Source organism: Frankia sp. R82 (genome assembly GCF_023716925.1).
Lineage (GTDB): Bacteria > Actinomycetota > Actinomycetes > Frankiales > Frankiaceae > Frankia.
On record NZ_JAMQQG010000043.1, the window covers coordinates 47,368 to 66,333 of the forward strand.

Consider the following 18,966-nt stretch of genomic DNA (forward strand, 5'->3'; position numbering starts at 1 on the left):
AATGCGGGCGTGACGATGACCTGCACGCCACCCTTTTCCACCTGGCGTTCGACGAACAGCAGGACCCCGAGCACACGCCCTGTGGGCGATCCGCCGAAGGCCTCGAGGCCGGATGCATGCGCCAGAAAGGCCACACGGGGGGGTGTGTTCTTCCCGACCCCGACGGTGCGACGCCGCAGAACCCGTCAGGGTTGATGGAAATCGCCCATTGGGCGGTCAGTTCGCCAGCCGGGTAGTGGAGCCCAGAATGCTGCGGCTGTCCCACTGGGTCGGGCTCGACTGGGAGGTCGCCCCGGCGGGCAGCTGCGACACGATCGTGTCCCCGGCGTTCACCCCGAATCCGAGGGCGGTCACGGCCACGGTGAACGTGGTGTAGCCGGTGAACGTCGGGTTGACCGCGGTCACCGTCACCTGGCCGATGCGGGCGCCGGCCCGCCAGATGTCATAGGCGCCGGTCGCCCAGCTGGCCTGGGCCGGGTTGGTCAGCCGGTCGGGGAGGGCGGCGAGCACCAGGGAGGTGGAGCCGGCGCCGGCCCCGGCGCTGACCGTCGTGCGGGCGGCGGCTAGCTGCCAGTAGTCGACCAGCATCGGCGACATTTGCACATCGGTTTTCCACTCCTGGGTGCCACCGTGTTCGACGGTGATCTCCTCGGCGAGCGCGTCCACGTACCCGTCGTAGGTGATCGCGGGCGCGCCGATCGGCCGGTGCACGACCCGCTGCCGGTCGGAAATGTCGATGGTCAGCGCGACCGGGAACAGCACGCTCGGATTGGCCGACGGAATAAACGAGAACCCGGACATGCGCAGCCGCGGGTTTTTGTACAGGGACAGGTACAGGTTGGTGCGGCCGGCCAGCTCGGAGTCGTCGCGGAGTTTCAGCGTGCCCGAGTAGGTGCGCGGCAGGTACATGTCGGCTGATGTTGTGTCGGTCGCAGACTGGGTGGGCCCGCCGTCACGGGTCAGGTTTACCGTGTTGTAGATATAGGTCGGGTCGAGATCGAATCCTAGGCCGTCCAGCTGGTAGGGGAGCCCGGCGATCCCGTCCCACAGGTTGACGGCCTGTGTCTGCGACGCCCGGTAGCTGCGCGCTTCGAACACGATGGTGCCGTCGGCCGCGGCGTACAGCTGGCCGGCCTCGGCGTCGGCCGTGTCTTGGCAGGCTCCCAGCGTCGACTGTCCGGCGAGGCCGGCGAGACCGAACCCGTTGCCCGAGCCGGCGTAGGAGTCGCCGGGCTGCACCGAGCGCATGGCTACCGGCCAACGGCCGTAGTTCAAGATCCGGTTGACACGCGCCCCGGTGCGCTCCAGGTCGTATCCGCCGTTGCGCCCGACAGCCCAGTGGGCCGCCACCCGATCTGCGGGCAGCTCGTAGTTGTAGAACGCCACATGGGAGACGAGGGTTTCGCAGAGATGCTGCGGTGAGGTCGTCGAATACCAGTCGCCGCCCAGGACCGCCGCAGTCGGTGTCGGCCCCAGATAGTTGGTCGATGCGAACTCCTCGCCGCCGTTGATGTAGAAATGTGACCGGCCGGTGGTGTCGAGGGTGATGCACAGGTAGATCGCGTTGATCTCGCCCGTTTTCGAGTCCTCCGGGTACCAGGTGCCCCCCGAGTTGTAGGCGATCGTGCCACCGGTCGCGAAGCTGATCTGGCCGTCGAAGTTACGGCTGATGATGATCTGATAGCCGGTTTTCAGGTTGGTGCCGGCGATCAGGTGGGAGAACAGCGGCGAGTTGGTGTCCGGGATGACATCCTGCTGAGGCTTGATCCACATTTCCATGGACCAGCCGGTGGCTTGCGACGGCACCATCCCGGGTGCTTTCGACAGGTCCACGTAGTCGCAGGCCGTCAGCTGCCCGCCCGGGTTCAGATTCAGCGAGGACCCGCCGTCGAACACGACCGCCGCGCCCCCGAAGTCCGATTGGGCCCCGCCGTACTTCGACGGGGTGATCGGCGCGACGTCCGGCTGCACGATGTCCCCGGCCGCCTGGCTGGTCTGCTCCTCCACCATCGGAATGAAGGAGGCGGGGTTGTCGAGGCGCACCTCCTCCTCGTAGGTAGACCTCAGCTCACCCTGCGACAGCACCCCCGGCGAGTCGACGCAGGTGATCGTCGGAATGCTGAGTGCCGGGTCCTGCCAGGACAGCGGCCACCGCTCGACCACCCCGGCCCACCGCGGGTACACCACCCCGTTCCAGACCGCGCGGATCCGGACCGGCACGATCGGCCGAATGTTCGGGTAGTAGGGGCTGGCCGAGTTCCCGTAGGTGAACCGGCCGTCGGAGTTGTCCACCGCGATCGACGCGCTGCCTGCTTCGAACCTGCCTAGCTCGTACTGACGGCTGCTCCGCTGCAGGCTGACTTTGCCCCGCACATAGCGGGTGATATCCGTCCACCGGCTGGTGGAGGTGTCCGCAGTCAGCGCCGCCGCATAATGCCGCTCACCCGCGGCAGCGCCCGGGATGTCCACGTAGAAGAACGCGTAGGACGTCCCTGTGGGGGCAGGCGAGGTAACGGTGAGCGTGGTCCACCCGTTCGTGTTCGTCGTGATCGTCGTCCCGGACACCGTCGCAGTCCCACCACCGGCGAATTTCCAGTCGATTTTCAACGTGGATGCCCTGCCGGTCACAGCCGCCCGCAACTGCACCGTTGCCGTGTAGGAAACTCCCGAGAGTATCGATCCGACATCCGTCTGGATGCCTGCGAGCATCTCCCCGCCAGTGCCAGTGATCGCCACACTGTTGCGGTACGGCGCCGGTGCGACCCCCCGGGCCAGCCCAACAGTGCACGCCACGTAGGCCGCCCACTGGCCGATGGACCGCTGGCAGGTGGCGGTGTCCCCGTTGGACAGCGGCCAGGTGGTGGCCGCCCGGGCCGGCAGGCCGAACCCGGCTTCGACGATCAGCCGCGGCCAGGTCGCCGAGCCCGGCCCGCTGCCGCCACCCCCGGTGGTCGGCGTCAGGTTGAAGTTGTCGTAGACCGCGCTGCCTTGGTCTGCGAACCCGAGGCCGTAGTAGCCGGCGAGCAGACTGACGCCGACCGCAGTGAGGGAGAACGTCGAGGCGGCGGTGCGCTGGGTGGTCCAGGTCAGACCGTCCGCGGACGTCGCCCAGGTGATCACCCCGGCGGCCTCGGTCATCCGCCACCAGCGGTGATCTGTCGTGCTGTAGGGGATGGAGACGTCGGACATGACACCGGCCGTCTTCAGCCGGAACACCAGAGCGAGCGCGCCGTCCTGCGTCTCGCAGACGGTTTCCACCGTGTTGGTGCTGTTCAGGGAGATCTGGACGGATGCCTGCCCGGTCCCGTTCGCAGGTCGGGTGCCGTTCGCATTCGCCAAAAAGTTGTTCTTGAACAGGCCGCCCCATGTGGTGGTCGTCGTGTAGTCGGCGGCCGTCATGGCGTTGTCGTCATACCAGTTGCCGAAGAGAAAACCGGCAGCCCCGCAGAAGTTTGTCTGCGTCTGCATCTGCGCCGCGTAGAACGTGGCGGCTTGCCCGCCCCACGTCGGGTTGTCGGACAGGTTGCCGTTCTTCACACCGAATTCGGTTTCGATGATGATGTGGCGGCGGGAGGCACCCCCAGTTGCCGCCGTCCACCGCGCCCCGGAAAACGTCTGCCCGGTGGCGTCGTCGTCGTCCGGGTAGTCGTGCTTGGCGAAGGCGATGTTGGCCCGGCCCGTGCCGGTCAGCGTCGTATCCAGGTTTTCGAGATTCGTGAACCTGGTGTCGTCGTAGGCGTGGCTGTAGTTGTTCGAGTCGATGAGCAGCAGGCCCTTGTAGCCGATCGTCGACCGGTAGTAGGTGATGGTCGCTGCCATCGCCGTATACCAGTCGGCATCGGAAACACTGTTGGGCTCGTTGAACGGCTCATAAAACGTCCACGGGTCGTTCACCCCAACGGCGTTCGCCACCGCCGACATGAGGTCGAACGCACGGTTGTAGTTCGTCGCCCAGGCGGCACCTTTGTAGGTCCCATCGAGCGCATCCCAATAGCAGAAACAAGTGAGAATGCCCTGTGCCTGCAGTGCGTCTCGCCAGCCGACAGCTTTCGCGACATAGGCGGCCCGGTCGGAGGAGGTGAGCCCATTCCAATAGTCGGCCCACAGGCGGATCCGCACGTAGGTGACACCCCAGGACCGCAAAGTGACGGCGATGCTGTTCCGCGCGGCGTACTGCTGGTCGCCGAGCGGGCTCGGGCCCACAATCGGGTCCTGAACACCCCACAGGCTGATGCCGGCGAGTAGCATCCGCGGCCCGGTGAGACTGCCCTGGCGCAGCTGACTGGTCGTCGCGGTGACATCGGCCACCGGGGCTATCGCCGCATAGCCACCGGTGGGCACCCCGAGCACCTGCACGGCCACCCGGGACGAACGAAAATCCAGGGTGCTGGCAGTCTGCACATTGCCGTAGGAGGGAACACACTGGACGGTGAGAACCCCGCCGGCTTCGGTGGCGAACGCCGACGCCGTCCACGGGGGATTGCCGATTACACCGTCGTTGAAATCATCGGTGATGTCCCCGGTGAGCGCCATAACATCTCCCGGAGGCGGATGTGGAAACGTGGATGGTCAGGCTGCGCCGAGAGCGCGCTGGCCCTGGCCGGCGGCGGAAAGACCATTGGTCAAGTTCCGTCGCTCGCTTTGCAACGCCTGGGTCTGCACAGCGCGGAACACCTCGCGGCCGTCGATCTGAACGACGATGTCCGCCGGCTTGCCGGCCGGCTGCCCTCCGGCAGATGCGGCGAGATTCCCCGCCCAGCTGGCAGCGGCGCCCGCCCAGCTGGTAGCGGCCGGACCGAACGCGCCCGGGGTGAGCCGGCCGGTGAGCTGGCCCATCGCCGCGTCAACCGTGCCCATCTGCCCGCCGATACCCTGGGCGAGTAGCCGCACAATAGACTGGCCAGAATAGAAGGGGTTTCCTCGACCGGAAAGCGGGCCTTCCTTTGCCGGGCTGAAAGGTAGATAGCCTTTTATTTTTGACACGATCGAGTGCATCGTGTCGCCAATTTTCCCGGCTGCATGCTTCAGTCCGTCAATCAGGCCTTGGATGATGTGCTCTCCTGCGTCGAACAGCCATCGTCCGGCGTCGGCGAACAGGCCGCCGATCACCCCTGGAATGCGTCCTACCCAGCTGGACGCGGCGGTCCAGCCGTTCTGGAGACCACCGAGCAGCCCGCGGAGCACCCGGACGCCTGCGTCGAACAGCCATTGCGCGGCGTTCAGGAAAAACCCGAGGATCATCAGCGGTAGGCCGACATACCAGAATACGATAATATTCCAATACATCTTGATCCCCCAAAGCAGGCCCTCGAGGATTTTTCCACCAGCCTCCTTGAGGAGCTCCGGCGCTTTCCCGAAAAAGCCGAGGATCTGCCCTGGGAGTTCCTGAAAGAAGTGACCTACGGCCTTGGCCGCATTACCCACCCATTGCAGCGCTCCATGTACAAGATTGCGGAATCTCTGCGAGTGGGTGTAGGCCAGGATGAAAGCTCCGACGAGCAGGCCGAGAACGAGTAGCAGTGCACCTAAGGGGTTGGCAGCGAGAAAAGCGGAGAATGCGGTGAACGCGGTGCGCACAATGCTGATCCCACGGGAGATCAGGCTGAATGCGCCGCCTACCCGGCGGATAGCGTCCCGTAGGCTCATGAGGATCCGCACGCCCGGGGTCATGCGGGCGATGAAACCGGCGAGCGCCTGAAAGCCGCGGGCGAAGCTCAGAAGTCGGGAGACGTTCCAGAGGGCTCGGGCATCCCGCAGGCCCTGAATGAGTAGCCGAAGGGCGTTTCGTGTCCCGAGGATCGGGGACACGAAACGGTGGAAAATCATGAAGCCGGCGGCGAGCACTCCCAGCGTCCGGGTATGGGCAGAAATCTGGCCGCCGGCGCCGCCGAGTGTCGGGCCAAGCACGTGGGCGAGCACCCACACGAATGCGTTGACAGCAGGCAGAACAATCGCCCCTACGACCTTCGCGAAAAACAGCAGAACCGGAATGATGATCTGCGAGAAGACCTGACCCATGGCCCGGTTGAACGGCGCGATCTGCTGGAAAAATTCGATCAGATTCCGGAAGATCGGCCCAAGCTGTTGTCGCAGCGTGTCCAGCCCTTTACCGAGGCCTTCGATTCCGGAGTTACCCGCCGCGTCCCCGAACGCCCCCGCCGAACGCGAAGCAGCGAGGAAAACCCGGCCGATATCGGTGAGAATGGGCCACAGGTGCTGAGAGAACAGCACCCACAGGGCCTTCGCTTCCTGCTCCTGCGCCCAGGCGGCGGCAACCTGCTGGGCGGCCTCGAGCGCGCCGTCGTCAGGCGGCGACGGGAACTTCGGCTCGGGCCCGCGGCAGTTCGTGCCGTAGGAACAGAACGTCCGGCAGAAGAAGTAGTCCTCGTCGCGGATCTCCCACTTGTCGATCGCACGGCGAATCTCGGTGATCTTATCGTCCGTGCTTTCCGCGCCGAACCGGTCGAGGATGCCGGCCATCTCGGTGGCCCGCGCCCGCTCGGTGGCAACCCGGTCCGCGGCCTCGTCGGCAATCTTCTGGTCGAACGGCTCGGAAAACTCCCATGCGTCCTCGAAATCGCCGTCGCGGGGAACGAACACCAAGCCGACGGTATGGATGTCGTAGCCCGCCTCGCGGAGTGCGGCGCCGGCGAGATGCACCTGGGCGCGGTAGCCCCGGCCGATCCCGTCCTTCTTCAGGCGGGCGATCTTCGAGAGGCGAGGGAACTTCCAGTCGACCACCCGGCCAGCCAGGATGAAACCGAGGTCGATTGTGCAGGCCACCTTCCGGTACACCGCCCGGAACTCGACCAGCAGCCGGAAACGGTCCGGAAGGCGGCGCAGCGCCGCCTCAGCAGCCGCGTGGGCCGCCTTCCCCATCCACGAGTCCGCCCGCAGCCGCGGGTCCGACTCGGGTATGCGGAGCAGCCGCCACAGCGACTCGGCCCGGCAACCCATCGCCTGCGACGCCCCGGTCTCCACCTGCAGAGCCCGCGGGTCGGAGGCTTCCATCTCCGATATCGCCAGCTGCAGCAGGCCCAGCCCGGTCAGCTCCTCGACGTCCGGCGCGTCCTGCCCGCCGGCCGGACGCTCGTCCAGCGTGGTCATGACGACCACCGCCCGCCACCGGATGCGGCAGTCACGGACTTCGCCAGCGACTGGCAAAGCGTGAGCTGCTTCGACAGAACCTTCGACCGGTCCTCGATGTAGGCGAGCGCCAGCTTGCAGCGGCGAACATCCTCCCGCTCGGCGGCAGTCGCAAGATCAGCCTTCGCCTTCTGCCGGTACTCAGGCAGCAGGCGAGCGCCGGTAGCCTCGCACTCGGCGGCATAGCGGTCGAAGAAAGCGGCGTAGGCGCGGAGACGGATCTCCTCTGCTTCCGACAGCGCCTCCATCGCGGCCCGCTTGTAGGCGGCGACGTCTTCCAGCCGGGCGGCGATACGGAGCTGTTCGGCGTCGACCTGTTCGGGGTTGCAGTTCTGCTCGTTCAGCGCGAACCGGGAGCGGATCTCCCGGATTCGGGACGGGATCGTGTCGAGGATCCGGCCTCGGGACTCCGGGTCGGCGTTCAGCATCGCCGGTGGAATCTCAAGGTCGGCATCCGGAGACGCGTCGGCCGGCTGGCCAGCGTGTTGTGTCTGCTGTTGGCCCTTGGCCGCCTGCACGCGCTGCCGTCCCAGCTCGTAGCGGATCTGCATGAGGATCTTCCCGAGATGGTTCTGGCCCTCGGCGGCGCAGGCGGGACGGCCGCAAAAGCAGTCCCCCCATACGTTGTCGTGCCAGGTGTTGCCCTCGACGAGCAGCCGGTCGCCGGTCTCGACGAGCAGGTTTGCGAGATGGGGGTTGGTGAACTTGGCGCGGACGGCTTCGGTCATCACCTGATGGCGAATCTCGTCCCAACCGTCCCGGATCTGTACCTTCCTACCTCGGGCCTTCGCTTCGGTGGGGGTGGGAGCGGACAGCACCCACTCGCGCTGCCGGGCGTCGACGGTCTTCATGCACTGGAAGGCGTGCTCAACCGTCGGGTATGTGCGGCCACCCCAGGTGAAGGGTGCGCGGGCAAAGTTCGACAGAAAGCCGAGCGTGCCTTTGAACTCCTCGATGGCGACTGGATGCCAGTGACCGTCGGGGGCGAGGACCGAGCCGTTGCGGATCTCACCGATCGTCGGCGCGGTCATGCCGCCACCGGCTGCCGGCTCACGGTCTTCAGGTGCTCGGCGAACCGCTGCAGCAGACCGACTGTCGCGTCACGAAGCAGCGACCCGCCCGACCACTTCTCGTAGGCGGCGGTGAGCGCCGCGAAGTCCAGCGTCCCGTCCGGCTGGGCGAAGCCCGCTCGGATGGCAGCCTGGGTGACATCCCGACGCCGGGCCTCCAAGTCGTCCGGAGCCGGCTCTGGCAGAGGCGCGTTGGCCGCCGGCGCGGGTGGGATGCTGGCCAGGTCGCCGCTGATCCCGTTCATGTTGGCCGGGGTCTGGACGGAGTTCGGCACCGGCGCAGGCGTCTGCTGCTGCTCGGCCGCCCGACCGGTAGCGATGGCCGGCGGCGAGGAGATCTCGTTGCCCTTACGAATGATCAGCTTGCCGAGGGGGCCGATCTCGCCCGTCTCATCCATCACCGGCACGGCGAGCTTCCCTGTTTTCAGGGCATCGTCGTACAGCCGGCGGAGGTCTTCCTGGGTGGCGTTCTTGTCGAGTGCGCGGTCACGGAACTGGGCCGCTGATGGGTCCTCTCCACGCTCCTCGGCGGTCAGCTCGCCGCCGGTCGTGGCCTTGATGTCCCGGACATGCGCCTGCTCCGGGTCGCACCGCAACGCGGTGAAGATCAGCCATTCGAGGAGGTTCCGCTCTGCCTCGGCGGCCTTCACGTCCTTCGGCTCGTCGCGCCCCGGGCGGATACCGGCATGCACGGACCGCGCCCCGATGATCTGCGGCTTGCCGGATCGGGACATCCGGACCCACATCGTCGCGTCGTAGGCCAGCGTCTTGTGGCCCTCGACCCGATAGTCCTTTTGCCGTTCGATCGGCTTGCCGTTGTCGTCGAGGGCGGCGACTTCCTTCCCGCGGGCCAGCAGGATCACAATGCCCGGGAACGTCAGGAGCTCGGTCATCAGCCGCCGGTAGCGGGAACCCGAGTCGTTCCACAAGTCCATCGAGACCGTCACCTCGACGTCCGGGCCGAGCTTGCGGCGCTGCCGGGCCCGTTCCGACGCCCAGTTCTTCAGCCCCTCCCACACGTCCGAGATGGTGTCGATCACCAGGACGGTCGGGGGTTCCTGCGCGTCCGAGGCGCGGCGAGCCTCGGCCTTCACTGCGCGGACCTGGCCGAGGATGTCGAGGAACGTGCCGTCGTGCTCGATCACCTCGTAGCGGACCCCGGGGATCGCCCCGTACTCGTCGGCGGAACCTTCGCCGAGGTCGACCCAGAAGGTTCGGCCGACACGGGCCGATGCCGACAGCAGGGCCGCGGAGTACGACTTCCCGGATTTCTCCCCGCCTTCGACGAGGATCACCGGCCACGGCACCTGGCCGGTGGGCCGGCGGGAGCGGATCTGTGGTGCGACGGTCATGCTGCAGCCCCCGGGGTGGTCTGGTCGGACGGGATGATCTGGTCGGCGATGTCCGCCACGTCATCGGCGATGTCGATGACCTTCTCGGCGAGCGCGTCGACCGCGTCCGCGAGGATCCGCGGGCCGGCGTCGGCGATCTGCTGGGTCAGCGTCACCAGCGACATGGCGGTCGACACCTGCGCTTTGGTGCGGGCCAGCTCGGCGACGGGCAAGCCGGTGCCGTCCAGGCTGTTGGCCAGGCGGACGGCGTCGGCGGCGAGGTTCGCCGCGGTGGCCACATCCCCCTGGTAGGGGCTGGCCGTCGGGTTGTCGCTCATCGGACATCACCAGCCAAGTAGGCGGTCACGCCCAGCTCGGCGGCCCGCATCGCGACGTCCGGGTCGGCATATGGCGACCGGTTCAGGTGAACGATGCTGTCGCCGGGGCGTACGTCGAGTGGCCGGCCGTCGATGACGTGCCAGTGCCACTGGCCGCCGTCGGCGGTGGCCCAGTAGACGACAGCGGCAGCCACGCAGGAGTGGAAGCCGAAGCGGCAGGCGGAAGGCGTGCATCTGTAGCGCCGCTGGGCAGTCAGTGGGATGTTCACCGACCCGTACGTCAGCACCCAGTCGTCGAACGCTAGGACCGCGCCCTGGAGTCTGCGGGACTGAAGGTCCTGCGGCGAGCCGGGCGGGAAGTTGATCGCGCTCATACGGCACCAGTCGGCGTGGCCTCGACGTACCGGGGGCAGTCGCACTGCTCGGCCGGAACGTGGACGGCCTGGCCGTCGATGCCGAGCACCGCGCGGTGCAGGTGGATCGATCCGCCGCAGCCGGCGCACGGCCGGTGGCGGGTGATCCCCGGGGTAGTGTGAGACACAGGTACCCCTCTCTGATGGTGGTGGGATGGGGTGTCAGGACGCCCCGGCCGGTCGCAACGGCATGGGGCGTCCGGCGTTTATGCGGCTGTTGCGGACAGTCCGCGGGCGTAGACCGGGCCCTCGATGTAGGCGATGACGTCGGACAGCCGGTAGCGGTATGTGATCTTGGTTCCGCGTTGGATGTGCTCTGCCGCCTTCAGTCCACGCGCCGGATCTTTCTGCTTCGCGTCGCGACGGGTCAGCCACGTGACGTGCTGACGCGTGTAGCCCAACAGGACGGCAACGTCCGACGATCGGAGCCACCGGTCGGCGGGCTTGGTGCGCCGTGTCGTTAGAGCCATGGCCTAATGTTCCATTCTGTTCCAGGAAAAGTCAAGAGCTGGAACAGGCTGAACATGCATGCAAGAGCTTGAGCCCTCAGTGACTACAGACACGAGCCGGCCCCCAGGATCGGCCGCGACGCGCCACAGCGATGTGACACCCTTGCGCCTGTGGCGACGGATAAACGGGGTGGTCGGCTGACCCCCGAACAGACCCGGCTCCTGCACGCCGCTGTGCGCGACCGCATGGACGAGCTCGGGATGCAGGCCCGGCAGCTGTACCCGCTACCGACCTCGACCTACTACCTGATGGGCCAGGGCGGCGGCGTCAACGTCTCAACCCTGCCGTCGGTGGACACCGCCATGTGGTGGGAGCCGGGCTCCGCCTCCGACTACGCCCTCGGCAAGGGGCCGCTCCGGCCACTGGCGCGGCCAACCCCGTTTCAATGGCTGATCTTCACCGAGCGCGCGAAAGACAAGCTCAGCTACGAAGCCGTCGCCACCCTGGCTGGCAGTGACGAAAAAGGCCAGCTACTCACCGCGAGCAACGTTCATCGGCTCGAGCGAAGCGCGCCGAAACGCGTGCCAGGCGACCGGGCCATCCGCGGCCTCGCAACCGCCCTCAATCTCGGCATCGCCGACATTCGGGATGCTCTCGCCCGATCCATCAGCGGCCAAACCGACGACGCCCACCTCGAAATCGAGGCCAGACGGCTCCTAGCCAAGGCCGACGAGATGGACGAGCGCACCAGGTCCGAGTGGGTGGAAGCGGCGCATCTCCTGGCTGATGCGTTCCTGCGCGCGAGCCGGGGACGGCCGCGGGCAGCGGTCGACGCCGGTGAGGTTGTCGAGGACCTTTACGGCTTGGTTGGCAGCGGCGACGACCTCGAGGCCGCGTTCCAGCAGCTCGACGGTGACGGCGAGCCGGTCAGTGACCCGCGGGAATCGGACAGCTAGGACGCTTCACGGAGCGCCCTGACGTCGTTGCGGATCTGGTCGAGCTGTCCCGCCATCGCGTCGGCCTCGATCGCCGCGATGGCCCGGTCGCGGGGGTTTACCCCGGGGTCCTCGGAGAGTCGCCTGCGGTCATCAATGTTCCGTTTCGCGTTCGCTAGTGCAACGAACACTCTGTGATCACCCATGCTCCCCCGCACCCCGTTCTCTCTCCGCCCCCCGGCGGACACCTCACCCTAAGGTGTCGTCTACCTGCAGATACCGACGTAACCGTCAGATTGTGTGACGCTAGTGGTTCGCGCTGTTGCAGGCGAGAACAATAACGGAACGTCATCGTTATTTGCGCACAGAAAGTCGATACCGGACAAATCGAATCCTGCTCCGTAGCCAGAGTAACCCGGCCCTGGCAGAGCTAGTCGACGACGGTCTGGACCGTGCGTGCCTTGATGTACTCGAGCACATCAAGCGTCCGGTAGCGCACCACCCGGCCGATCTTCACGAACGCCGGGCCCTGCGGTGGCGACATCGCCCGCCAGTTCTCCAGCGTCTTCGCCTTCACCTGCAACAGCTCTGCCAGCTCGCAGGGCTTCAGTAACCGCTCCACCATGCCTCCGTCTACTAAGACTGGACGTAGCCTCCCATAAAAGAGGATGCTGGGGAACCTCCGGGGGCACCGGGGGCCTAGCGGGAGGTACGGGTGATGCAGGAAGCCGAGCGGGACGACTCACCTCGGATGTGGGGACCTGGCACAACCGGGATGGCTCCGACGCCTCAGCGGGAGCCTCGCCGGCGGCTCAGACTCGCAGACCCGCCACCCGCAGACGCCCTCGATGTCGTCGTCCCCGACGACCCCCCGCAGCTGTCGCCCCAAGCCGCCCGGACACTTCTCGCTATCCTGCGCCGGGCACACCTCGGCGCCACTGGCTGACGCGCCCCCGATCACATCCAACAGAACGGAGCCGTCTTGATCCGCTTCGCGTTCTATGGCCGCGTCTCCACTGAGGATCAGCAGGACCCGGAATCCTCGTTGGGCTGGCAGCGCGGCCGCGCCACCGCCCTCATCGCCCCCCGCGATGGGCAGGTCGTCGCCGACTACTTCGACATCGGCCAGTCCAGATCGGTCCCCTGGCAGCGCCGCCCCCAGGCCGCCAACCTCCTCACTGCCCTTGCCGACCCCGACCGTGGCTTCGATGCGGTCGTGGTCGGGGAACCGCAGCGCGCCTTCTACGGTAACCAGTTCGGTTTGACCTTCCCCGTCTTCGAGCACTACGGCGTCACCCTCTGGGTGCCTGAGGTCGGCGGCCCGATCGACCCCGGGAACGAAGCCCACGACCTGATCATGTCCGTGTTCGGAGGCATGTCGAAAGGCGAGCGGATGCGGATCAAAGTCCGCGTCCGCTCGGCCATGGCCGCGCAGGCGCTGACCGAAGGCCGCTACCTCGGTGGCCGGCCACCCTACGGCTACCGCCTTGCCGACGCCGGCATCCATCCCAACCCAGCGAAGGCGGCCGACGGGAAACGTCTCCACGTCCTGGAACCCGACCCGGATACCAGCCCCGTGGTCGCCAGGATCTTCCGCCAGTTCCTCGAAGGGCAAGGTATTTTCGCCATCGCCGAGGGGCTGACCGCCGACGGAATCCCCAGCCCCTCGGCCCACGACCGGACACGTAACACTCACCGCAGCGGGATCGCCTGGGGGAAAAGTGCCGTCCGGGTCATCCTCACCAACCCCCGCTACACCGGACGGCAGGTGTGGAACAAGCAGCGCAAGGACGAGGTCCTCCTCGACGTGAAAGACGTCGGCCAGGGCACACCACCAAGTTGCGGTGGAACGGCAAAGACGACTGGATCTGGTCGGAGAAAATCGCTCACCCGCCGCTGGTCAACGACGACACCTTCCGGCAGGCCGGCGCCATCATCGCCTCACAGTCCCGAACCGCGGCGAACCCGCACACCCCACCCAGGCGGCGCCACCCCTACCAGCTGCGCGGGCTGATGCACTGCGCGATCTGCAGCCGGCGGATGCAGGGGTCGATGAACAACGGCCGGCCACACTACCGCTGCGGGTTCCCCGCCGAGTACGGAACTGCGAACGCGCTGAACCATCCCCGCAACGTGTACATCCGGGAAGACCGGGTGGTGCCGAAGCTGGACCGGTGGGTGGCTACCGCGTTCGCCCCGAACCGGCTGGGCGCCACGATTCGGGCGATGCTCGGCGAGCAGGACCGTCCCGTGGATCTTCGGCAGGTGGAGGTGGCCCGGCAGGCCCGGGAGGCAATCGCCGACTGCGACCGCAAGCTGGCCCAGCATCGGGCTGCCCTGGAGGCGGGCGCGGACCCGGTGGTGGTGACGGGATGGATTGCCGAGACGCAGGCAGCGCGGGCGGCGGCGGTCAAACGGTCGAGCGTGACCGCTCCGACGATGCGGCCGATGGCCGAGGAGGAGCTGGCTGCGCTGGTCGCCGAGCTTGGTGACATCGCGGTCGTCCTCGGCGATGCGGACCCCGCGGACAAGGCGCGGCTGTACGCACAGATCGGATTGACGCTGATCTACGACCCCGGGTTGCGCCGGGTTGCGGCATCCGTGCAGCTGAACCATGGAGTTCAGAACGTGTCCGAGGGGGGACTTGAACCCCCACGCCCGATAAAGGGCACTAGCACCTCAAGCTAGCGCGTCTGCCATTCCGCCACCCGGACAGGTGGTCGCGGGTCTCACCCGCCGACAGGAGCGATGTTACACGGTCGGACATGGTGGTTGTCGCTACCCCCGGCCACCGGCAGATCAAGTCCCCGGGTGGGGCGCGCCGAAGGTCGGGTGCCGGGGTCGGATCGGGCGTGCGGGCCGTTCCGCCGGGCGGACCCTGTAGGCGGCGATGCCCTTCCGTGTAGGGGATGCCCTGCGCTCGCCTGGCGCGTCGGCGAGCGCATCAGAACCGGGGAGCATCGCCGTCCGGCGCGGTGATGTTCGACGGAGGGCGCCGCACTCCGCGTCCGACGATGGTCATGGGTGTGGTGGACGGCCTCTGATCGGGGCCGCAGGGTAGGGGCGTTGCCGCGGACGGGGTGGCACGGCGGCCGATCGCCGTCCAGGCGCGCTGGCCCGGCGATCGGCCGTACCCGGCGATCGGGCTTGTGCATGCCGATCCCGGAAGGGTCTGGATCTTGGCGGAGCTTGTCGGCGCTGTGGTTATGTCACGTATCGTCTTCGCCGCACATGTCCAGGCGGCGGCGGGGGTGCCGCCCCTGACCTGCCTTGGTCGCTGGCGAATGCTGCTCGCGCAGCGGGCACCGTGCGACGGTGGGATTCGGGCCGCAGCTCTCGCCCCGACGTTGGAAAAAACGTCCGAGAGGGTGTTCGGCGCAGTGTTCAAACGCCAGAGCGGGCGGTCACTCCTGCGATATCGGCGACGCTTTCACCCATGGGTCGGCGCCGAACAGCGCGCGCTTTCGCGCGATGTAGGTGCCACCCGTCCCCGACGCCGGTGGGTGATCGGACCATGGTGTCCGCCATGTCGTCGATGCTGGTCGCGGGGCTGGTACTGGACGCTGGTTCCGTGCGCCCCACCACGGCCGCATCCAGGCCACACCACGCGACTCGACGTCAAACGAGGGAGAGAGGACGGCCGTCGTTCGTGCCCGCTCGCGACATGAACGATCCGGCTGGCGCCAGATCGGAATGCGGAGGAAAATGGTCCACCGGGAAGGTCGAAGAAACGGTATCCCGGCGATAAAGGGCGGGAAAGCGGCCTCTGGGTCCACGGGCCCACTTCGCGCCCAGGTCGGACCATGCACATGAACGTCGGGTGTCGACTACACGACAGTCATCGCGTCCCAACTTTCAACGGGATACCCTGAGCGTCAGTCGAAAGGGTTCCCAACCTGGGATCCAGCCGGCCTCCTCCCCGGCGGGCAAGGGCCCGCCGGAGCGTTCCGGTCGGTACGCGCGCTTCCCCTTTTTCTCCCGAGGCGCACGTGCCAGGCGTGAAAGGAATACGTATGGCTGCAGTGCAGACCTTTTTCCAGAACTCCGTCGGGCGCCTCCTGCTCATCACGATGCTCGCCTTCGGCCTGGTCGGCGGGACGCTGTCCATCACCCACCCGGACTGGTTCCGCGGGTCGTCCTCCGACGCCGGCGTGATGCCGATCGGCGGCGGCACCGGTGGTCCGATCAAGGGCGGTCCGATCGTGGTCGACCCGTCCAAGTAGTTCCTACGCCCCGCAGCTGCCGGGGCTGCCCGGTGGGGCGCGGGCCATCACGGCCGGCGCCCCACCGGCGCGACCCGGACCGGCCGGTCCAGGCCGTCGGGCCCGGACCGCGGATCGGCCGCAATCCCCCGAGAGGACACGCTGATGGCCGCTGTCTCGCCAGTACCCGCGTCGGCCGGGACCAGCACTGCCATCGCGGCGCCGGGGGACGCCACGGTGGCCGGGGGGCGCGGGTGCTCCGGTAGGTCCGGGGGAGGCCGAGCCAGAGTGCTGCGGAGGGTGACCACGGGCCTGATCGCCGTGGCCGCCGTGGCCGCCGGCGTCCTGGAGCGCCCGCAACTGGTGCTCGGGTTCGTGATCTGCGCGCTGGTCTTCATTCCCCTCGAACAGCTCATCCCGCTGATCCACCGCCCGCCCCGGCCCGACTGGGTCGTCGACGTCGTGCACAGCTTCGCCAACCGGCTGCCGATCACGATCGCGTTCGCGGTGGCACTGGGCGTGCTCGGCCCGGCGGCGCACCGGGTGTTCCCGTCGGCGGTGCGCCACGTCGTGCTCGCGCAGCCGGGATGGCTGCAGTTCGCCGTGCTGGTTCTGGTCGCCGACCTGGCGAACTACGCCGGTCACCGCGCGCTGCACGAGATCGGACCGTTGTGGCGGCTGCACGCCGTGCACCACTCCAGCACTGACCTGGACTGGCTGTCCACCAGCCGCGGCCATCCCCTCGACCAGATCATCAACCTGGTCGTGACCGTGCTCCCGATCTACGCGATCGGCTTCGACCTGAGCTTCTCCGCGGCCTTCATGGCGTTCCAGTTCTACTTTCCGTTTCTGGCCCACGCCAACACCCGCATCACGCTGCGGCCGTTGAGCGCCGTGTTCGTCACCCCCGCGTTCCACCACTGGCATCACGCCCTCGAACCCGAGGCGGTCAACCGCAACTACGGGGCGATCTTCTCGATCTGGGACCGGCTGCTACGCACCAGTCACCTTCCCCGCCGGCTGCCCACCGCCTACGGCATCCCCGACGCCATGCCGGCCAGCTGGCTCGGCCAGCTCGCCGCCCCGTTCCGGGCCCGGCCGTCCGCACCCGGCCGGCCGTAGGAGGCCTGGGCACCGGCCTCGTCCTCTTCATGGCCCCCGGCGCGATCCGAGGCCCGGCTGGCGACGTGAACCCCGGGCGCCGGCACCCCGCGTGACTGGCCGATGCCGCCACGCACAGCCCGCGGTCAGCACCTGGACCACTGCGGGAACATCGTGGGATCACCGTGGGGGCCTCGATCGGCGCAGGTGGGTCGGTAGAGGAGCATGGACGGATGCCCGACGTCCGGTGGAAGAACGACCCCGAAGAGCATGACTACCCCGCGGCGGCGGCCTATCTCGGGCTCCTGGCCGGGCCCGAGGAGATCGACGTCCTGGTGGGGCTGCTGCGCGCGGCCAGGACCCGGCACTGGAAGGCCAAGGACATCCTGCGTGCGTCCGGGCTGCCGCTGCTGCCGGTCGACAACCCGCATGTTGCCGCGGACCTGCACAAGATCGCCGGGCGCAAGGCGTTGTCTCCGGTGCTGCTGATCCGCGGCGACCTGACGTCGGGACGGGCGCTGCAGATCGCCGACGGCTACCACCGGGTGTGTGCGAGCTACCACACTGACGAGAACACCGACATTCCCTGTCGGCTGGTGGACCCCGGCACCCGCCCGACCCAGCCGGCCCGGCCAGGGGGCCCGGCGGCGGAGCAGGAGTGAGCTTCGCTCTTCTGGCACTGGTCTGCCTGGCCGGGATCACCGGTCCGCTGCTGGCGCTCTCGCACCGCTGGCGGCTGCCTGTCGTCGTCGGTGAACTCCTGGCCGGGATCGCCCTCGGTCCGATGGGCGTGGGGCGCCTGAACCCGACCACGCCCACGTTCGCGTTCCTGGCCAACGTCGGGTTCGCGTTGGTGATGTTCGTCGCCGGCTCGCATGTCCCGGTGGGGGACCGTGGCCTTCGGCGCGCACTGCCGGTCGGGCTGTGCCGTGCCGCCGTCGTGGGCGCGGTGTCCGTTCCCGTCGCGCTGGCCATCTCCACGGTCTTCGGCACCGGCCACCCGGCCCTGTACGCCGTGCTGCTGTCCTCGTCCTCCGCCGCCCTCGTCCTGCCCATCCTCGACGCACTACAGCTCGAAGGCACCGCGATCCTGCAGTTACTGCCCCAGGTGGCCATCGCGGACGCCGCGTGCATCGTCGCCCTGCCCCTGGCGATCGACCCCGCCAGGGCGGGCCGCGCGGCCATCGGGGCCGTCGTGGTGGTGGTCTGCGCCGTTGCGCTGTTCGCCGTCCTGCGCGAGACCGAACGCCGTGGGTGGCGTGGAAAGCTTCACCGCCTGTCGGAACGCCGGAAGTTCGCCCTGGAACTGCGGATCAGTCTCGCCCTGCTGTTCGGCCTGGCCGCCGTCGCCCAGACCTCCCAGGTATCGATCATGCTGGCCGGGTTCGCCTTCGGCCTGGCCGTGGCCGCCGTCGGCGAACCCCGCCGCCTGGCCCGCCAGCTCTTCGCCATCACGGAGGGATTCTTCGGCCCGCTGTTCTTCCTCTGGCTCGGAGCGTCCCTGGACCTGCAGGCGCTCGCCCAGCGCCCCGCGCTGATCGGGCTCGGCCTGGCCCTCGGTCTCGGGGCTGGCCTGTGTCACCTCGTCAACCGTCTGATCGGCCAGCCGGCAACACTCGGTGCGCTGGCCGCCGCGCAGCTCGGCGTACCGGTCGCGGCCGCCACCCTCGGTGCGCAGTCGCACCTGCTGGCCACCGGCGAACCAGCCGCCCTCATCCTCGGCGCCCTCGTCACGATCGCCGTCGCCTCCGTGGCAGCAGCACTCACCGGCCGAGATCCCACCGCGCCAGCCAACCCGGCCGACCCGGCCGGTCCCACCCCGACCCCGACCCACGAGCCGGATCCCGAGTCACCCTGACCGCAGGTGAAGACCGCCAGGGCGCCAACGGCCCTGTCCGCCAGGAGGAGCCCTGCCCGGCGAGAGGAAAGGATCGGAGCACTGACCATGCCGGTATTCGCTCTTCCCGACCGGGGTTGGGA

Annotated in this window: 15 protein-coding genes, 1 tRNA gene and 1 pseudogene; 7 read left to right on the top strand and 10 right to left on the bottom strand. The window is 67.9% G+C overall.

What is annotated here, in order from left to right:
* Nucleotides 1-216: 216 nt before the first annotated feature.
* From ND747_RS10965 to ND747_RS11000, 8 genes are all read right to left on the bottom strand, one after another.
* Nucleotides 217-4,533 (bottom strand): hypothetical protein, encoded by a 4,317-nt coding sequence (locus ND747_RS10965; RefSeq protein ID WP_251733407.1) that lies wholly within the window; start codon nucleotides 4,531-4,533, stop codon nucleotides 217-219.
* Between the two features lie 36 nt (nucleotides 4,534-4,569).
* Nucleotides 4,570-7,107, bottom strand: coding sequence for a hypothetical protein (locus ND747_RS10970; protein WP_251733408.1), 2,538 nt, complete (start codon nucleotides 7,105-7,107; stop codon nucleotides 4,570-4,572).
* The gene (locus tag ND747_RS10975; RefSeq protein WP_251733409.1) at nucleotides 7,104-8,177 is read right to left on the bottom strand and encodes an NADAR family protein; all 1,074 of its coding nucleotides are present in this window, start codon (nucleotides 8,175-8,177) and stop codon (nucleotides 7,104-7,106) included. The genes ND747_RS10970 and ND747_RS10975 overlap by 4 nt, the downstream gene beginning before the upstream one ends.
* Nucleotides 8,174-9,568, bottom strand: a complete 1,395-nt coding sequence (locus tag ND747_RS10980) for an AAA family ATPase (RefSeq protein WP_251733410.1) — start codon at nucleotides 9,566-9,568, stop codon at nucleotides 8,174-8,176. Before ND747_RS10980 ends, ND747_RS10975 begins: the two co-directional genes overlap by 4 nt.
* Nucleotides 9,565-9,885, bottom strand: a complete 321-nt coding sequence (locus ND747_RS10985; protein ID WP_251733411.1) for a hypothetical protein — start codon at nucleotides 9,883-9,885, stop codon at nucleotides 9,565-9,567. The genes ND747_RS10980 and ND747_RS10985 overlap by 4 nt, the downstream gene beginning before the upstream one ends.
* A complete protein-coding gene (locus ND747_RS10990) occupies nucleotides 9,882-10,259 on the bottom strand; it encodes a hypothetical protein (protein WP_251733412.1) in 378 nt (125 codons plus the stop codon). The genes ND747_RS10985 and ND747_RS10990 overlap by 4 nt, the downstream gene beginning before the upstream one ends.
* A complete protein-coding gene (locus tag ND747_RS10995; RefSeq protein WP_251733413.1) occupies nucleotides 10,256-10,426 on the bottom strand; it encodes a hypothetical protein in 171 nt (56 codons plus the stop codon). Before ND747_RS10995 ends, ND747_RS10990 begins: the two co-directional genes overlap by 4 nt.
* A 78-nt stretch (nucleotides 10,427-10,504) precedes the next feature.
* Nucleotides 10,505-10,768: a hypothetical protein gene (locus ND747_RS11000; protein WP_251733414.1), complete on the bottom strand. Its 264-nt coding sequence runs from the start codon at nucleotides 10,766-10,768 to the stop codon at nucleotides 10,505-10,507.
* 225 nt (nucleotides 10,769-10,993) lie between these two features.
* On the opposite strand from ND747_RS11000, the gene ND747_RS11005 reads away from it, so the two are divergent.
* Nucleotides 10,994-11,704: a hypothetical protein gene (locus ND747_RS11005; protein ID WP_251733415.1), complete on the top strand. Its 711-nt coding sequence runs from the start codon at nucleotides 10,994-10,996 to the stop codon at nucleotides 11,702-11,704.
* Nucleotides 11,705-12,113: 409 nt separating this feature from the next.
* On the opposite strand, the gene ND747_RS11010 is transcribed toward ND747_RS11005, so the two are convergent.
* A complete protein-coding gene (locus ND747_RS11010) occupies nucleotides 12,114-12,305 on the bottom strand; it encodes a helix-turn-helix domain-containing protein (RefSeq protein ID WP_251733416.1) in 192 nt (63 codons plus the stop codon).
* Between the two features lie 360 nt (nucleotides 12,306-12,665).
* Here ND747_RS11010 and ND747_RS11015 point away from each other — a divergent pair, with 360 nt between their 5' ends.
* Both ND747_RS11015 and ND747_RS30075 read left to right on the top strand, forming a co-directional pair.
* Nucleotides 12,666-13,697 carry a recombinase family protein gene (locus tag ND747_RS11015; RefSeq protein ID WP_251733417.1) on the top strand — a complete coding sequence of 344 codons (1,032 nt, stop codon included), beginning with the start codon at nucleotides 12,666-12,668 and terminating at the stop codon, nucleotides 13,695-13,697.
* A 38-nt stretch (nucleotides 13,698-13,735) separates the two neighbouring features.
* Nucleotides 13,736-13,780: pseudogene (locus ND747_RS30075) on the top strand (hypothetical protein); the annotation flags it as partial.
* 532 nt (nucleotides 13,781-14,312) lie between these two features.
* On the opposite strand, the gene ND747_RS11020 reads toward ND747_RS30075, so the two are convergent.
* A tRNA-Leu gene (locus tag ND747_RS11020) sits at nucleotides 14,313-14,397 on the bottom strand.
* A gap of 1,299 nt (nucleotides 14,398-15,696) precedes the next feature.
* Between ND747_RS11020 and ND747_RS11025 the strand changes: the two genes are divergently transcribed.
* The 4 genes from ND747_RS11025 (at nucleotide 15,697) to ND747_RS11040 (ending at nucleotide 18,844) form a co-directional block, all read left to right on the top strand.
* Nucleotides 15,697-15,906, top strand: a complete 210-nt coding sequence (locus ND747_RS11025) for a hypothetical protein (protein WP_251733418.1) — start codon at nucleotides 15,697-15,699, stop codon at nucleotides 15,904-15,906.
* Nucleotides 15,907-16,185: 279 nt separating this feature from the next.
* Nucleotides 16,186-17,007 carry a sterol desaturase family protein gene (locus tag ND747_RS11030; RefSeq protein ID WP_251733419.1) on the top strand — a complete coding sequence of 274 codons (822 nt, stop codon included), beginning with the start codon at nucleotides 16,186-16,188 and terminating at the stop codon, nucleotides 17,005-17,007.
* A 212-nt stretch (nucleotides 17,008-17,219) separates the two neighbouring features.
* Nucleotides 17,220-17,648 (top strand): hypothetical protein, encoded by a 429-nt coding sequence (locus tag ND747_RS11035; protein ID WP_251733420.1) that lies wholly within the window; start codon nucleotides 17,220-17,222, stop codon nucleotides 17,646-17,648.
* Nucleotides 17,645-18,844 carry a cation:proton antiporter gene (locus tag ND747_RS11040; protein ID WP_251733421.1) on the top strand — a complete coding sequence of 400 codons (1,200 nt, stop codon included), beginning with the start codon at nucleotides 17,645-17,647 and terminating at the stop codon, nucleotides 18,842-18,844. Before ND747_RS11035 ends, ND747_RS11040 begins: the two co-directional genes overlap by 4 nt.
* The last annotated feature ends 122 nt before the right edge of the window (nucleotides 18,845-18,966 follow it).

Coding starts and splice junctions, on each gene's coding strand:
- ND747_RS10965 (WP_251733407.1), bottom strand. CDS start 4,533: ATGGCGCTCACCGGGGACATCACCGATGATTTCAACGACGGTGTAATC.
- ND747_RS10970 (WP_251733408.1), bottom strand. CDS start 7,107: ATGACCACGCTGGACGAGCGTCCGGCCGGCGGGCAGGACGCGCCGGAC.
- ND747_RS10975 (WP_251733409.1), bottom strand. CDS start 8,177: ATGACCGCGCCGACGATCGGTGAGATCCGCAACGGCTCGGTCCTCGCC.
- ND747_RS10980 (WP_251733410.1), bottom strand. CDS start 9,568: ATGACCGTCGCACCACAGATCCGCTCCCGCCGGCCCACCGGCCAGGTG.
- ND747_RS10985 (WP_251733411.1), bottom strand. CDS start 9,885: ATGAGCGACAACCCGACGGCCAGCCCCTACCAGGGGGATGTGGCCACC.
- ND747_RS10990 (WP_251733412.1), bottom strand. CDS start 10,259: ATGAGCGCGATCAACTTCCCGCCCGGCTCGCCGCAGGACCTTCAGTCC.
- ND747_RS11000 (WP_251733414.1), bottom strand. CDS start 10,768: ATGGCTCTAACGACACGGCGCACCAAGCCCGCCGACCGGTGGCTCCGA.
- ND747_RS11005 (WP_251733415.1), top strand. CDS start 10,994: ATGGACGAGCTCGGGATGCAGGCCCGGCAGCTGTACCCGCTACCGACC.
- ND747_RS11025 (WP_251733418.1), top strand. CDS start 15,697: ATGGCTGCAGTGCAGACCTTTTTCCAGAACTCCGTCGGGCGCCTCCTG.
- ND747_RS11035 (WP_251733420.1), top strand. CDS start 17,220: ATGCCCGACGTCCGGTGGAAGAACGACCCCGAAGAGCATGACTACCCC.